The organism is Streptomyces azureus, from assembly GCF_001270025.1.
In the GTDB taxonomy this organism is placed as follows: domain Bacteria; phylum Actinomycetota; class Actinomycetes; order Streptomycetales; family Streptomycetaceae; genus Streptomyces; species Streptomyces azureus.
On sequence record NZ_DF968261.1, the window covers coordinates 54926 to 70058 of the forward strand.

13 protein-coding genes and 2 pseudogenes are annotated in these 15133 nt (G+C 72.1%); 9 read left to right on the plus strand and 6 right to left on the minus strand.

Features of this window, described 5'->3' with window-relative positions; all coding sequences use genetic code 11:
• Positions 1-150 precede the first annotated feature (150 nt).
• The gene (locus AOQ53_RS15930) at positions 151-1857 is read left to right on the plus strand and encodes a hypothetical protein (protein ID WP_174523299.1); all 1707 of its coding nucleotides are present in this window, start codon (positions 151-153) and stop codon (positions 1855-1857) included.
• 16 nt (positions 1858-1873) lie between these two features.
• On the opposite strand, the pseudogene AOQ53_RS15935 reads toward AOQ53_RS15930, so the two are convergent.
• Positions 1874-2233, minus strand: a pseudogene (locus tag AOQ53_RS15935) (YceI family protein); the annotation flags it as partial.
• A 356-nt stretch (positions 2234-2589) separates the two neighbouring features.
• On the opposite strand from AOQ53_RS15935, the pseudogene AOQ53_RS15940 reads away from it, so the two are divergent.
• The 4 genes and pseudogenes from AOQ53_RS15940 to AOQ53_RS44630 all read left to right on the plus strand — a co-directional run bounded on the left by AOQ53_RS15940 (position 2590) and on the right by AOQ53_RS44630 (position 5952).
• A pseudogene (locus AOQ53_RS15940) lies at positions 2590-3941 on the plus strand (hemolysin family protein).
• Entirely contained in the window at positions 3938-4960 is a 1023-nt protein-coding gene (locus AOQ53_RS15945; RefSeq protein WP_059417905.1) for a hemolysin family protein, read from the plus strand. Before AOQ53_RS15940 ends, AOQ53_RS15945 begins: the two are co-directional and overlap by 4 nt.
• A 387-nt stretch (positions 4961-5347) precedes the next feature.
• Positions 5348-5572 (plus strand): hypothetical protein, encoded by a 225-nt coding sequence (locus AOQ53_RS15950; protein ID WP_059417907.1) that lies wholly within the window; start codon positions 5348-5350, stop codon positions 5570-5572.
• Between the two features lie 206 nt (positions 5573-5778).
• Positions 5779-5952 carry a hypothetical protein gene (locus AOQ53_RS44630; RefSeq protein ID WP_167745718.1) on the plus strand — a complete coding sequence of 58 codons (174 nt, stop codon included), beginning with the start codon at positions 5779-5781 and terminating at the stop codon, positions 5950-5952.
• 3 nt (positions 5953-5955) lie between these two features.
• Here the strand turns inward: AOQ53_RS44630 and AOQ53_RS15955 are convergent, their stop codons facing one another.
• The 5 genes from AOQ53_RS15955 to AOQ53_RS15970 form a co-directional block, all read right to left on the minus strand.
• Positions 5956-7074, minus strand: a complete 1119-nt coding sequence (locus tag AOQ53_RS15955) for an acyltransferase family protein (RefSeq protein WP_059417909.1) — start codon at positions 7072-7074, stop codon at positions 5956-5958.
• 250 nt (positions 7075-7324) lie between these two features.
• The gene (locus AOQ53_RS15960) at positions 7325-8386 is read right to left on the minus strand and encodes a peptidoglycan recognition protein family protein (protein ID WP_059417911.1); all 1062 of its coding nucleotides are present in this window, start codon (positions 8384-8386) and stop codon (positions 7325-7327) included.
• Between the two features lie 1118 nt (positions 8387-9504).
• A complete protein-coding gene (locus AOQ53_RS44145) occupies positions 9505-9792 on the minus strand; it encodes a hypothetical protein (RefSeq protein ID WP_148640331.1) in 288 nt (95 codons plus the stop codon).
• A gap of 126 nt (positions 9793-9918) precedes the next feature.
• Complete coding sequence (locus AOQ53_RS15965) at positions 9919-10488, minus strand: GNAT family N-acetyltransferase (protein ID WP_059417912.1); 570 nt, start codon at positions 10486-10488, stop codon at positions 9919-9921.
• 13 nt (positions 10489-10501) lie between these two features.
• Complete coding sequence (locus AOQ53_RS15970) at positions 10502-11527, minus strand: MBL fold metallo-hydrolase (protein WP_099054610.1); 1026 nt, start codon at positions 11525-11527, stop codon at positions 10502-10504.
• Positions 11528-11785: 258 nt separating this feature from the next.
• On the opposite strand from AOQ53_RS15970, the gene AOQ53_RS15975 reads away from it, so the two are divergent.
• From AOQ53_RS15975 to AOQ53_RS15990, 4 genes are all read left to right on the plus strand, one after another.
• Entirely contained in the window at positions 11786-12202 is a 417-nt protein-coding gene (locus AOQ53_RS15975) for a hypothetical protein (protein ID WP_059417914.1), read from the plus strand.
• 186 nt (positions 12203-12388) lie between these two features.
• Positions 12389-12661 carry a CU044_2847 family protein gene (locus tag AOQ53_RS15980; RefSeq protein ID WP_330219350.1) on the plus strand — a complete coding sequence of 91 codons (273 nt, stop codon included), beginning with the start codon at positions 12389-12391 and terminating at the stop codon, positions 12659-12661.
• 3 nt (positions 12662-12664) lie between these two features.
• A complete protein-coding gene (locus tag AOQ53_RS15985) occupies positions 12665-14818 on the plus strand; it encodes a VMAP-C domain-containing protein (RefSeq protein ID WP_059417916.1) in 2154 nt (717 codons plus the stop codon).
• Positions 14815-15133 (plus strand): AAA family ATPase (locus tag AOQ53_RS15990; protein WP_148640332.1); only part of this gene is annotated, 319 nt, incomplete at its 3' end. The genes AOQ53_RS15985 and AOQ53_RS15990, both read left to right, overlap by 4 nt.

Genomic DNA, 15133 nt, shown 5'->3' on the forward strand with positions numbered 1-15133 from the left:
TGAGCGCACGGCGGTTCCTGAGTGCGCGGCGGCTTCTGAGTGCGCGGCGGCTCCTTACTCGCCTCACACCCGTCTCTTCACCGCCGTCCGGGCCCCGCTCACCTGCGGCGATTAGCGTCCTGCGGCGTGTACTCGGCAGAAACCACACTGGTGGTGCCCGGCCCGCGCACGCAGTCGGCGGCGGCCGGGCCGCCGCCCCCGGCCCAGTGGCACCGCGTCCTGACCCTGCTCGCCGACATCAGCCTGCTGATCGGCACCCGCGCCGTGTGGGCGACGGCGGCCGGTCACCGGCCGGCCGTGGCCGCGGTGATCTCGGCGTGCTACGCCTCGATCCTGGCGTGCGGGGTGCTGACCCTGGTCGTCCGCCGGGAGCGGTCGCTGGCCCGGGTGGACCTGTGCGTGCTGGTGACGGGCTTGACGCTCGCCCTGTGCGCGTGGATCACGCTGCACCACGGCTCCGACGAGGCGCTGCTCACCACCCAGGCGGCACGGGAGGTGGCCGCTGGGCACCCGGTGTACGGGCAGCCGTGGCCCTGGCTCTTCGGTCACGGCGTGGCCCTCACCCCGACGGTGACCGGGGGCTACGACCTCACCTACGGCTATCCGCCGCTGGCCCCGCTGCTGTCCGTGCCGCTGCTGTGGCTGGGCCACGGCGGTGCCCCCGCGACGGCGGTGAGCACGGGCGCGCTGGTCGTCGGCACGGTCGTGCTGTGGCGGATGCTGCCGGCGCCCTGGCGGTCGGCGGCGACCATGGTGTGCCTGGGCTTCGGGATGCTGCCGTCGTACGGGCGGCTCGGCTACCCGGCGATCGTGGCCCTGGCCCTGCTGGTGCCGGTGGTGGTGCGCTGGCCGCGTGTCGGGGCGGGCGGGCGGCTCGGGGCTGCGGGGCTGGCACGGGCCGCGTGTCTGGGGGCGGCGTGCGCGGCACAGCAACTGCCCTGGTTCCTGGCGCCGTTCCTGCTCGCCGGGATCTACGCCGTGCGGCGCGGCGAGCTGGGCGGCCGGGCCGCGGCACTGGTGGTGCTGCGGTTCACCGGGGCCGCGGCGACCGTGTGGCTGCTGATCAACACCTATTTCGTCGTCAGCGAGCCGGGCCCCTGGCTGACGGGGATCGCCCTGCCGCTGACGCAGGGCGCGGTGCTGCACGGGCAGGGCGTGGTGGACATCTCGCTGTACCTGACCAACGGCAGCGACCGCCTCGACTGGTACTCCTCCGCGAGCCTGTTGCTGCTCGCCGGCCTGCTCGTGCTGTTCGTGCTGTTCGTACGGCGACTGGGTCCGGCCGCGACCGTCCTGCCCTGGTGCGCCTTCTACCTGGCGACCCGCTCGCAGGACGGCTACTACCTGTTGATGACGCCGCTGTGGCTGGCGGCGGCCGTCACCGCTCCCGCGTCGGCGTTCGCCGAGGCGTGGCAGCCACGTGTGCGGCTGCTGTCCGGGCCGCGACGCCGCCCGGCCCGGATCGCCCTGACGGTGCTGCTGCTCATGCCCGCGCTGGGCGGCGCCGCCGTGGCGGCCACGGGTACGCCGCCGCTGCGCATGCGGGTCGTCGCGGCCCGCCACCCCACCCCGGCGACCGTCTCCCGCCTCACCCTCCAGGTCACCAACACGGACGACACGGCCCTCGCCCCGCACTTCACCCTGACCATGGGCCAGGGCATGGACCCGTACTGGCGGATCGTCCGGGGTCCGCGCACCCTGCCCGCGCACGCCACCGCCCGCTATGAACTCGGGCCGCCCAAGGGCCGGTTCACCGTGCCCCGGCCGGGTGCCCGGATCCGCCTGCGCGCGTTCACGGCGTCGCCGCAGACCCTGTCGAGCGCGGATGTGCAGCAGGCGGTGCGCCGGACGGACTGAACCGCTGCGGGGTGTGTCAGCCGATGGCCCGGACGAAGCGCAGGCCTGCGGTGACCGTGGTCCGGCCGCGGATCATGCCCAGCTGGTTCTAGCCCATGCCGAACTGGTCCCGGTCGACGCTGAACTCCGTCTCCAGCGTGAGCCCCGCGGCATTGCCGTCCTTCAGGCGGGCGGTGAGGGACAGCGGCCCGCTGACGCCGCGCACGGTGAGCTGACCGACGACGTGCACCTGGTCGCCGTCGCGGAGCTCGGCGCCGCGGGCCACGAAGGTGATCTCGGGGTGGTGATCGGCGTCGAAGAAGTCGGCGGACCTCAGGTGGGTGTCGCGCTTGGCGTTCTTGGTGTCGAGAGAGGCGACGTCCAAGGTCAGGGCGCCGCGCCCCGGGCGGCGCGTACGGCGTCGCCCCGGACGCCCGCCCCGCGCCCCCGGCCCGGCGGGCCCGGGCTCTCGCGCCGGCCGGTGCCGGTCTGGCCGCCGCGGGCGCCGGCGCCGGGCTGGTCCGCGGGCCGCGCAGCTGAGCCGCCACGCCCCGAGTGACGTTCTCTACACCGTCGTAGAATCCGGGAACACGGGCGCGACGGCGAGCGTTGATCTGGAGACACACCACGTATGAGGAGCCACTTCTTGTCCGCCAGACCGACGGACCCTCCGGGGCACAGTCCCCGACCATTCCGCCACGACATCAGTGATCGCGGCACACGGCGGGATGCCCCCTCGCAATCGATGCGCCGATGAGCGCCGCGAACGCCCTCCTGGGCCTGCTCGCCGTGTTCGTGCTGACCGCGGGCACCGGCTACTTCGTCGCCCAGGAGTTCGCCTACGTCTCCGCGGACCGGCTCACCCTCGCGCGTGAGGCCGAGGCCGGCGACAAGAAGGCCGCCCGCGCCCTGCGGGTGCTGGAGCGGCTGTCGTTCATGCTGTCGGGCGCGCAGCTCGGCATCACGGTCACCGGCCTGGTCGTCGGCTTCATCGCCGAGCCCTCGGTGTCCGCGCTGCTCAGGCCCGCCCTGTCCGGGCTCGGCCTGCCCGACGCGGCCGTGAGCGGCGTCTCCGTGACGCTGGCCTTCGTCCTGGCCACGGTCGTGCAGATGGTGCTGGGCGAGCTGGCCCCGAAGAACCTCGCGATCGCCGTGCCGGAGCGGCTGGCGAAGGCGCTCGCCCCGTCGACACTGGCCTATCTGAAGGTCGTGGGCCCTGTCGTACGCGTCTTCGACAGCGCTGCGAACAAGCTGCTGCGCAAGGCCGGCATCGAGCCGGTCGAGGAGCTGCATCACGGCGCCACGCTGGAGGAGCTGGGCCATCTGATCGGCGAGTCGCACGAGCAGGGCGCGCTGCCCAAGGACACCGCCGCGCTGCTGGACCACGCGCTGGAGTTCTCCGAGCGGACCCTCGACGAGGTGATGGTGCCGCGCGCCGACGCCGTCTTCGTCCGCAAGGACGCCGGCGCCGACGAGGCGGTCGGCCTGATCGCCGAGCACGGCCACTCCAACTACCCCGTCCTCGGCGACCATCCGGACGACATCGCGGGCGTGCTGGGGGTGCGCGAGCTGATGGCGCTGCCCGCCGCCCGCCTCGCCGTCGCGAGCGCCGGTGAGGTGGCCCGGCGGCCGCTGCTGCTGCCGGACACGCTCGCGCTGCCGGACGCGGTGACGCGGATGCGGGAGCAGGACGACGAGTTCGCGGTCGTCCTCGACGAGCACGGCGGCGTGGCGGGCATCGTCACGTACGAGGACATCGCCGAGGAACTGGTCGGCGACATCGCCGACGAGTCCGACAAGGTCACCGTTCTCGCCGTCCGGACGGCGACGGCTGGCTGGTGGACGCCGGCCGCCGGCTGGACGAGGTGGCGGAGGCCACCGGTGTCCGGCTGCCGGAGGACGACGACTACGACACCGTGGCCGGCCTGGTCGTGGACCGGCTCGGCCGCTTCCCGACGGTCGGCGACCGGGTCACGGTCGAGCTGCCCGGGGGCGGGCGCGCCGTGATCGGCGTCCGCACACTCGACCGGCACGTGGCCGACCGCGTCCGGATCAGCCCGCTCGTGGACGCCGAGGAAGCCGAAGAAGCCGAGGAGATGGCGTGAGTTTCCCGATGGCGGTCTTCGTGACCGTGCTGCTGTTGACCGGCAGCGGCTTCTTCGTGGCGGCCGAGTTCGCGCTCGTCGCCGCCAAACGGCACCGCATGGAGAAGGCGGCGGCCGAGGGGCGGCGCGGAGCCGGGGCGGCACTGGCCGGTATGCGCGAGCTGTCGCTGATGCTGGCCGGCGCCCAGCTGGGCATCACCGTGTGCACCCTGGGCCTGGGCTCGGTGTCGAAGCCGGCGATCTCGCACGAACTCGACCCGCTGCTGCACAAGCTGGGCCTGCCCAGTGCCGTGAGCTACGGCGTGGCGTTCGCCGTGGCGATGGCCGTGGTGGTGTTCCTGCACATGGTGGTCGGTGAAATGGCCCCCAAGTCATGGGCGATCGCCCACCCCGAGCGCTCGGCGATGCTGCTCTCCCCGCCGTTCCGGGCCGTGGTGCGGGCCGTACGGCCGCTGATCCGGCTGCTCAACGCGGTGAGCAACGCGCTGGTCCGGCTGTGCCGGGTGGCCCCGCGCGACGAACTGGCCTCGGTGCACAACCGGGAGCAGCTGACGCACCTGGTGGCGGAGTCCGAGCGGCTGGGCCTGATCAGCGCGACCGACTCGGAGCTGCTGACCCGGTCGCTGACCGAGCCGGAGACGCCGGTCGCGGCGCTGCGGATCCCGGCGGCGGAGCTCACCTGGGTCGAGGGCGGCACGGACGTCGAGGCGCTGCTGCGGCTGGCCGCCGGCCTCGACCGCACCCGGCTGCTCGTCCGGGAGAACGGCACCGTCCTGGGCTCGGTCCACGCCCGTGACGCCCTGGTCGCCCGGGCCCGGGGGCGGGCCACGACGGCCCGTGAACTGGCCCGTCCGGTGCCCGAGCTGACGGAGGCCACCACGGTCGCCGCCGCGATCGAGGTGCTGCGCCGCCGCCGGTCCTCCCTGGCCGTGGTCCGCGACACCGCCGGCCGGCTCACCGGTCTCGTCACCCTGGACGACCTGCTGGCCCGTCTGATGCAGCCGGCCGCGGCGGCGTAACGAAGCGGAATCTGAACCTCCAGGACATCTGCACACCGTTCGCAAGGACGCCGTGGGACGGCACACCGGGCGCCAAGTCCAGGACGGCGCATGGGAGCTTGGCGCCGAAGTGCCCGCTTCGGGAATCGGAACGCAATACACGTGCGTGCGACAGGGCGGCGGGATGCGTGAAGAAGTGGGCGCATTTCGTGTGCCCACGGTCATGACAGTGAAGGCGGTCACCGAAAGGCACGGCGCGACGCCGGGAGGCGGTTGGAACTTTTCTCCTGCCGAGTGCTTTGATCCTGCACACGGCGGAGCCGTCGGTGCGGAATCTCGGTTCTGGATCCGGCGACCCCCCACGCGCGCCGCCACTGCGAGACATTCACGCGAAGGGAAACACCTCCAATGAACCTCACCTCTCGGGTCGACATCGCCGAGCTGTCCGACGCCGACCTGGAGAACATCTCCGGCGGCATGGCGGGCGGTGCCTCCGCGAACCTCGCGGGCGGCCTCTCCACCGGCCTGGTCGAGCCCCTGACCGCCGAGGCCTGCGCCAGCCTCCAGGCGGTCCTGTCGCCGGAGGGCGGGGCGGCGTCCGGGAGCGCGGGCGTTCACACGACGTCGCTCTGACGGCATCCGCGTAAAGGGCCCCGGGACGCGATTCCCGGGGCCCTTCGCCGTACCCAGGGCTTTTCCTCACGGTCGCAAAGTTGGGGAATTCGCGAAGCTCGTGACGGAATTCTGGACACGACGGGGGTGGGTAACACCGCGGCACGGCATGACGCAGACTTACACGGGCCCCCCCACACCCGGCTGTAAAGCGATAGGACGAACCCGTGAAACTAGATTCGACCCGGAACGAAGAACTGCCGATCTACGAAAGCCTCATACGCGAACGCGGTGACGTCGTCGAAGAGGCTCGCGCGGTCGCCGAAGAGACGCAGCACCAGATGACGCAGGCCCTGAACGGGCACGCACCGGTGCAGCAGGAAGCCGGCGCCCAGCAGTAGGCGTCACCCACGGGCATCGCCCGGCCGCGGGACCGCGTTCGCCCTGTCGAAGGCCCACGCCATCCCCGGTTCCGTCACACAGCGGAAGACGCGCCGCACGGACGGCGTGCACAGCGCCGTGACGACCACGGCCGCGACCAGGGTGGCGACGAGCGCACCGACGGGCCGGTGGACCCAGGCCGGCTCGTACCAGCCCCAGTACTTGGCGGCCTGCGCGACGAAACCGTGCAGCAGGTAGCCGTACAGCGTGCCCGCGCCCAGCGCGGTGAACCACGTCCGGCGCCCGGGCACCCAGGCGAGGAAACAGGCGACCAGGACGGTGGAGCAGCCGAAGGCGGCCAGCGTCATCACGGGCCCGTACCAGAAGGGGGCGGCCAGTTCCGGGGCGCTGTCGGCGTGGAAGAACCACGCGTAGTTCATCCGCGGCACCGCCCAGTACGCCACGCCCAGCGCACAGACGGCCACCGGCACGGCGAGAATCCGCACCTTGCGCCGTCTCACCAGCCGGAAGTGCTCCGGCCGCAGCAGCAGGCCGAACACGAAGTACGGCAGGAACTGAAGCGTGCGCTGGAGGTCCAGGTCGTGACCGAGGGACGGCGAGAGCGTCGCCAGCATCGCGACGACGAGGGCCGTCGGCAGCGGCCACCGCACATGCCGCCAGAGAGGCGTCGTCAGCCGCCAGACGAACAACGCCGCGAGGAACCACGTCAGATACAGGGGGTCCAGCAGGCTGACCGGACGGTCGGGGTCCTGGCTGGTCCACCGGGTGAACAGGGTGTACGCCGTCTCGAACACCACGTACGGCACGACGACACCGGTGACCAGGCGTTTGAGGCGCCCCGGGCTCCCGTCGAAGGTGCGCGAGAAGTAGCCGGAGACGATGATGAACGCCGGCATGTGGAACGCGTAGACGAACATGTACAGGGCGGTGACGGCCCTGCTGCCCGGCCGCAGCGACTCCCAGGCGTGTCCCACGGCCACCAGCACGATCGCCAGGTACTTGGCGTTGTCGAAGAACGCGTCCCGCTGCCGCACCGGGCGGGCCGCCGCGCGCTGTTCCCCTCCCCGAGTCGCCCGGGCCGCTTCGGCCGCCGGGCGGGCCGTCGTCACCGTGTCACTCACGGGCCCTCCCGAAGCGACTAGAAGCGGCTGTGCCTCGTCGTACTCGGGATAAGGGGGTGGCGTGTGCGCAGAACATCGCCCGCACCCTAATCACAGAGCCGTGCCCCGGTTCAACTCGTAACGGGGGTGACTCGCTTCGGTTCATGCCCGGGTATACGTGTCCAGACGGGCGATCGTCTCCGTGAGGGAGACGGTGAAGGGGTGCCGCGGCTCGCCCGTCCGGGGGGGAAGAGGTACGGAAGTCAGGGCCCTAGGTCTCCTTCCACACCAGCACGGTCAGCACCGCGCTCGCGACCGTGACGGGGACGGCGGCCTGGTTCAGCAGCCGTATCCGCATGCTCCGGCCCGACGGGAGCCGCTTCGTCAGGGGTACGACCGCGAAGGTGCCGCCGCCGGTCCCGACGATCTCGTGGATCGGGTGGTCCGCGCGGTGCTCGTCTCCCTGGTACTCCGACATGCGCGCCTGGACGACCGCGCCCGTCGGCAACCCGTCGATGTGGAGGCTGAGGCTCCCGCTGAAACGGGCCGGGCCACGGGCGAAGACGCTCCCGCCGGTGGCGTGGTGGCCGGTCTCGTCGGCCCACTCCGTGGCGAACTCGACCGAGTCCCAGGCACCGGGTGCGAGCCGATACCCCCCGGCTGAACCAAGGTTGACGTACTGGGGCATGGGGTCCTCTCCTTCCCACAGGCCCGCCGGGAGGGCCAGGGCGTCGGCCACGTCACGGCGGAAGTCGGCCATGTCGAATCCGCGCGGGTCGACCTTCCAGTCGCTCCACTCCAGGTGGCCTATCGCGCTCTTGGGGCCCCAGCCGTGCGCGCGGCAGATCGCGGCGGTGGCCTTGACGATGGCGATGTACTGGACACTCGGCCACGGGTCCTTGCCGTCGCCCTTGTTCTCGCACTCCCAGCCGTAGAAACGGGCGTTGCCGTCGACCGCGCCTGCCGAGCCGTCGTGCTCGTGCGTCGCGGGCGGGTACGTGCCGTACGACTCGCCGATGACGGCGTTGAGCACGTCACCGTCGCCGCCGCCGGCGTGGTTGGCCCGGCCGTTGCCGGTCAGGTGCACGACGCCGTCCTTGGTGATGCATCCGGTGGCGAGCGGACCGGGCAGGGCGCTGTGGCCGTGGTAGATCAGCTCGACGACGTCCGTGCCGGGCCCGGTGACGGTGTGATGGATCATCACTCCGTGCACGGGACCCCACGGACCCTTGTGGTTGCGGTTGTTGGTGCGCCATCCGCCGACTTCGTGAACGGCGCAGCCCTCGGTCTTCAGCGCGGCGACGAGCCGGGCGGCGGTGAGCGGGGTGGCCATGAGTCAGTCCTCCGTTCCAGCGCGTGCGTGCCGGTCTGAAGACGGTGCGATCAAATCTGCGGAGCGTGCCCCGCCGGGGAGCGGGTCTGTCTGCGGCGGGTCTGTCTGCGGTGCGTGTCCGGCGGATCGTTTCGCCGGCGCTGCCGCGCGGACGTCCCCAGGCCCTCACCATTCTCGCGCCGCTCGCGTCGTCGCTCACCTCGCCGTACGCCACGTCCGCAAATTCGGCGGGATTGCGACGCTGCGGCAGCAAGGAGGGCAGGGGCTCTGTCAGTGGCCCGGCGTAGGGCCCGCTGCCATGGGCATCCCAGCCGTCGGGGAGTCCTGGGCCCGCGTCGACGCCTGGCCGGCCCGGCCCGCTCCCCTCACCCACGCCACCCTGCGCCCACCCGCACCGCAGGCCGGCATCGAGGACGCCGAGCGCACACCCGGCGTGCCGTTCCACCCCGGCCTGATGGCCTCGCTGCGGTGCCACGACGGGGTGGAAATCGACGAAGGCGCAGTTCAGTTGTCGTTACTACGGACCGCCGTGCGGTGTCGCGGACATCGTGCGGACACGACCTTCCTCCGAGACCCGGCCTTGGATGCCGAACGCGGTGAGGACGTGCAGCCCCTCACCCTGGGCATCGGACGGCGGCCCTCGGCCGGCCTGTTCATCGCCTGCCGTCCCGGACCCCGCTACGGACAGGTGGGCCGCCGCTTCGACGAGTGCATGGCCTCCTTCGCCTGCTGGCCCTCGCTGCGTCATGTCCTGGCCGACCTCGCGGAAGCGCTGGAGGGCGGCCTCCCGTTCCTCGACCGCATCCCCTTGGCCGTGGCCGGAAAGCTGCTGTGGGAGGAGAAGCGGACCGTGCCCGCCGACGCGGTCTCCCCGCTGGCACACGCCGCCACGCTCGCCGAGCCGGAGTCGGACCCGCCGGCCCTACAGCGCCCGGTCTTGACGAACTCCGCCGGGAGCGCCCCGCCGCCACTCCCGCAGGAGGGGACGCAGAGACTCTTCTTTCGTCCGCACCAACCGCCCGCATCCCGCACCGCTCCCGGACCAGCCGGACGTCGCGTTCACCGCCGGTCTGCCCCCGGCCGAGATGCTGCCCCGGCTCGGCGCGATCCCCGCCACCTTACGGCCGCGCGACCGCCGGCAGGCCCAGCGGGCGGCGCAGTCCGCGTGGGCGGCGCACCGGCCCCTGGTCCGTGCGGGCGAGACCGGCGGATGGGCGTACGCCACGCGGGAGGGCGGCGCCGCGCAGTTCGCCCGGCCGGAGGCGCTGCGCGCCTTGTCCGCCGGCACCCGCGTGGCGGTCCTGACCAGGCAGGGCCCCGGAGGTCGTTCTCAATTCCGCCGAGGACGGCGTGCCGTGTCCGGAGGAGGACACCCGGCGCGTCATGTCGCCGCGGAAGGGCGACATGAACCCCGCTCCGCGGCGGGTCGCAGGTCGCCGTGGCCGAGCGGCACGTCCGTTCCGTGAAGTCGGCGAAAAAGCGCTCGGGGTCCAACCTCTCGGAGCGTCGGCACTGGGCCGCTCACGGCCTGTTCACAGGCCACGAGCCCGGGCGTGCACGTGCCCCTGGAGTGGGAAGTCGGGTGGCGCCGCGGGCCGGAGCGAGGACAGTTCATAGCCGCACTTCCGCGCGACGCGGCACGAGGCCGTGTTGTCCGCCTGGTGCAGCAGTTCCAGGCGGGTCAGGCCACCGCCGGCGAAGGTGGTGAAGGCCCAGTCCGTCAGCGCCCGCAGGGCCCGGGGAGCCACACCCCGGCCGCGCGCATGCGCCGCCGTCCAGTAGCCCACCTCCGCCGACGAGGCACCGTGGGCGACGTTCTTGAGGACGGCGTGCCCCACCAACTCCCCCTCGGGGATGTGCTCGTGGACCTCCGAGACGGCGAACGCGAAACGGTTCCCTGCCTCCCATCCGCGTTGCTGGTCCCGAACCCACCGTGCCGCACTGGCGCGGTCGTGCGCGACCGCGCTCACCCAGCGGCGCAGGGCCTCGTCGCGGTGCAGGTCGACGAGGTCCGCGGCATCGGCCGGCCTCCAGGGACGCAGGAGGAGAGCAGGGGCGGATGCCGTGGCCGCGGCGGTCAACCGCGTGGTGATCCCGTCCATCGGGCGATCGTACTCATCGTGGTCCTCCCGGGCGCATGGTGCCGTCGTACACGGTCCGGTAGTCCGGGACGACGACTCTCACCTCGGGCGACGCCTTGCGGACCTGGGCGACGAACGCGTCCAGGTCCATGGCCGGGTCGCGCACCGGCGAACCGCTCAGCGGCACTTCGAAGTTGTCCCAATGGACGGGGACCACGACGCCTGGGCTGTCCAGTGCGCCCAGCAGCCGGGGTACGTACCGGTGGGTGACGGTGCTGGAGGGCACGGCGACCATCGCCAGGTCGGGGCGCAGCCCCCGCACCGCCCGCTCGTCGAAGTCGCTGGCCCCCATGAGGAACGCCGACGGTCCGCCGTCCCCGGCCCGCACCTGGAAGGCGAGGGTGTCGCCCTCCGGCAGGTCCGAGATGGTGCTCGGAACCGTCGCCGGCGGGGCGTTCAGCGTGCCCGGGGCGAAGTAGGCGCACTTCTTGTTGCGGCTGTGCAGGCTCGGCACGACCTCGACGACGATGCCGCCGAAGTCCAGCACCTCGCCGCCCTTCACCACGGAGATCTGTCCCGCGTCGACGCCCAGGGCGACCAGCAGGTGGTACGTCGTCTCGGTGCCGACGACGCGAGCGCCGGTGGTCCTGGCGATGTGGGGCACGTCGGCGAGGTGGTCCCAGTGGGAGTGGCTGACCAGGACGAGCTCGGGGCGGCCGACGTGGGCGTCCACGATGTCGGGCCGGGTCCGCAGCGGTGTCCGGGGGTCGAAGGCGCCCTGGTACAGGCCGGTTTCGAAGCGGGTGAGGTACGGGTCGAAGAGCACGGTCCGAGCGCCGACGTCGATACGCCAGCCGGCGGTGCCGAGCCAGCGGAACGATACGGAACCGGCGGCCGGACCACGGCCCCGGCCGTGCTCCCTGGCCTCCCTGCTCTCCCCGGCCGTCGCGGTGGCGGCCGTAGCCGGGATCAGCGGGGCGGCGGCACCGAGCACCGCAGCGCGGCGGAGCACGGTTCGGCGGCCGAGGCGGCGGCCGGAGGGCTCGACCGGCCCGTTCATGGCATGTGTCTCTGGGGTCATGACGCACAGGAGATCAAGAGGCCAACGACCCTGTCCAAGACCGGAATTGGCACGCAGCGATATGGAAACGCATATCCGATCAGGTCACCGGCCCGAATCGCCGCCGATGCGGCGCGCGAAATCGGCGGCGATTGTGCCGGCGGGCCGACCGTGCAACCGCCCAGCGCCCTTTGGTCGTCCCCGCGTTGGGAACCGCGACGGGCCGGTTCACGGACGAGCGCGGGCGATGGAGGCGGAATGCCGGCGTTGGGCACGCGGTTCCTCACGGTCTGCCTGCTCCTGGCCGGGCTGATTCCCTACAAGGTGTGGACGTCGAGCCGCGGTCCGTCCCGGGAGGCCCGCTGGACGGTGATCGGCCTGTGGGCGACGGCCGTCGGCTACGCGGGGGCCGTGGCCCAGGGGTTCGCCTTCGCCGGTCCCGTGTCGGTGTGCGGCTGGCGGACCCTCGACAACGATTTCCCGCTGGTGCGCGTGACCGTGGATCCGTTCCCGCCCGACGTCGCCCGCCACTGGTCCGACTCGATGCCGTACAGGCCGTCGCACCCCACCGCGCTGAGCAGCTGGGTCACGTGGGCGGGCCTCGCGGTCACGGCCGTGGCCCTCTCCGTCACCCGGTCACAACCCGCATCCTCACCCAATGCATCGATCCGGTAACTGAGTTGAGCTCATGTATGAGCGCGAGATCCGTGGAGCGGTCACAATATGAACGTGTCCACCTTGGAAACTGAGTCAGAGTTCGACGACGGTACGCCTGTGAGGTTCCTCCTCACACCCGGCTCGGCCACGTCACCCCCCGGGAGTGAGGATGAGCTGCCCGATGGCATGGGTAGAGCCGTGCCCGTGGCCACCGGAGGTGGGGTCGTCGCCGGCTTCGCGGCCGGCAGCCTGCGCCGGGCTCTACGGCCGCTCGGCCCGCTGCTCCAGGAAGTGCACGACGTCGTGCAGTCCGTGCCGCAGCCGCCTGCCGAGCTGAGTGTGACCTTCGGAGTCCAGGTCGGGCAGGATCTCAAGCTGGGCATCGTGGGCAGTAACGGGCAGGCGCACCTCACCGTCACCGCCAGCTGGAAACCGGCAGGGGCCGATGGCAGCGCCGCGGCCTCCAGCGCGGAGTGATCGGTGGGGTGGTTCCGGTCTGCAGGTGCCGTTGACGGTGACCCGTCCAGACCCTGCGTCGTCTCCGTGCGCCGAGCGGACGGCAAGTCGGCGGGGGCAGCGCTCGTCCTCGGCTCCGACACCGTGTTGACCTGCGCCCACGTTGTCAATGATGCCCTGGGCAGGGCTCTGTTCGATCCCCGTACGCCGCGGTTGCACGAGGTCTTCGTCACCCTCGACACACCACAGGGCATCGAGCGGTATCCGGCGCGCGTCGCGCACTGGGTCGCGCCGCGCACCCGGGACGGCGAGGTCGTACGGGACGGTGACACGGAGTGGCTCGGCGATCTCGCGGTGCTGCGCGTCGACGCGCCGCCCGGCAGCGTCCCCGCGCCCGAAGCCCGTATCGCCATGTCTGTGGGCCAGAAGGTGCGCGCCTGGCACGGCAGCGGACACACCGCCACCTTCGCCGACCTGACGGTCACAGCGCTCGACGGCCCCGTCGCCTATCTCGACGGCATGGCCACTGGTATGGCAATCGGCCCCGGCTACAGCGGAGGCCCGCTGTGGTGTGAGCAGGACGGAGCCGTCGTCGGCCTGGTCGCCGCGCACTTCATGCCGCCGTGCGCCCCCGGCAGCGACACCGCGCTCCCTCACAGTCCACAGCACCTGATCCGGCGCAGTTGGGGCATCCCCTGGCAGCGTGTTGAGGACGAACTGCGCCGCCTGGGTGCTCTCGACAACGAGGACGCTGCCCTCGATGACCTCGACGGCCCGGACTACTTCGCCATGAGAGAGCTCGTAAACGCGATCGAGAAGGCGCTGCCTCCGTACACCCGCGGCGAGATCGCCCGTCAACTGGCCCGCGAGTGCGGCGTCGGGTACGGCAGTGCCGTGACTCCGCCCACAACCGGGGAACTCGCGGCCTTCCTGCTCACCCATCCACGAGCCCTGGCCGCCATCAGTGAGATTTTACGTCCCAGAGACTCGGCGACCACCGACCGGATGCTGACCGTCGGGCGGTTCTCGCACATTCCGCTGCTGCTGTCCCCACGCGAGCGCCGCCATCTGCACCAGCTCCTGCGCAGACTCGAGCCCGCCGTGCGCCTGCGGTTTCCCGAAGCGGTGCGCGAGGCCACGAAACGCGTCGCCGTCCCCGTCGACGGCGACACACTGGACGTCCTGCTTGACCAACTGGAGCAGCGGTCCGGGGACGGTCACTCCGGCAACGATGCACTCAGGGTCCCGGTGCTGCTCCGGGTCGTCGAGTACATCGGCGCACTGTGCCCGAAGCCGCGGCAGTCGGACCTGCGCCTGTGGTCGGACGGCGTGGCCGCACGGCTCGGCATTCCCCTCTCCGCCCTCCACGAGCGGCGTTCGGACGCCGAGGACTGGGTCCGCTCGGTGGGCAACCGCCCGCGGCACGTCCGCGTCCTGGCCCAGGTGACGCGGGCCGAACGGGGCCGCCACCGCCTGCGGATCTGGTGCGACGAGGGCACCGGCCCGCGACAGGTGTCGACCGACAGCTCCGCCTCGTACTCGGCGTCGGAGGTGGCGCGCGAACTGCTGCGTGTGCTGGACACCGTGGCACCCACGGCGGAGAACGCCGGACGGCCGCTGGTGGAGGTGCTCGTAGACCGCACCGGCCTCAACCTTCCCGTGGACGAATGGGAGGCGCGCGACCCGGACCAGGTCGTCCCGGGTGTGCTTGGCGTGGAGTTCCCGCTGGTGGTGCACTGCCCGGAACTCCTGCACCGCAACGGGCGTTTTCTGCCCGACTGGCAGCGGAGATGTCAGCAGCTCGAATCGGGCGAGACACTGGTCGTGTCAGGCCCTTCCCCGGACCCCCACCAGATCTACTACCAGTTGCTGGGGCGGCTCGACACGGTCCGTGTCGCTGTCGACGTGCCCCCGGGGCCGCGGGACGCCGTCGTCCAGATGTGCCTCGCCGTGGGCATACCAGTGGTGGTGTGGGACCGTGGGCCCGACACGGACTCCCACGTCGTCAAGCACATGGCGCAGCTCGCCATCCCCGAGTTGCCCGACGGTGTCCGCGTCTACCGCGCCAACGCCCGGGCCCACCCCTCCGAGTTTCCCGGCCGCCCCGTCCTGGCCTGGGCGGATGCCAACTGTGCTGTGCCCCGCCTGCAGCTGACCGAACCACAGGAGAGCGCATGACCTCCGCCGACGAGCCCAGCTGGCGACTGTTCCGGGGCGACGGCGTGCCGCGGACTGTCGCCTTCCCTCCGGCCCCGCCATGGCGGCGCTTCACCCGAGCCCGGCCCGCTCGCGCCGCGCTGCCCTACCTGATCGAGTCGGACCACGCCGACGTCGTCAACGCCGCCCTACACCTGCGCCGCCCGCTGCTGGTCACGGGCCCGGCCGGCACCGGCAAGTCGTCGCTCGCCCGGGCCGTCGCCCACGAACTGCAACTGGGCGAGCTGCTGCGCTGGTCCATCAACAGCCGCTCCACCGTACGGGAGGCCCTCTACC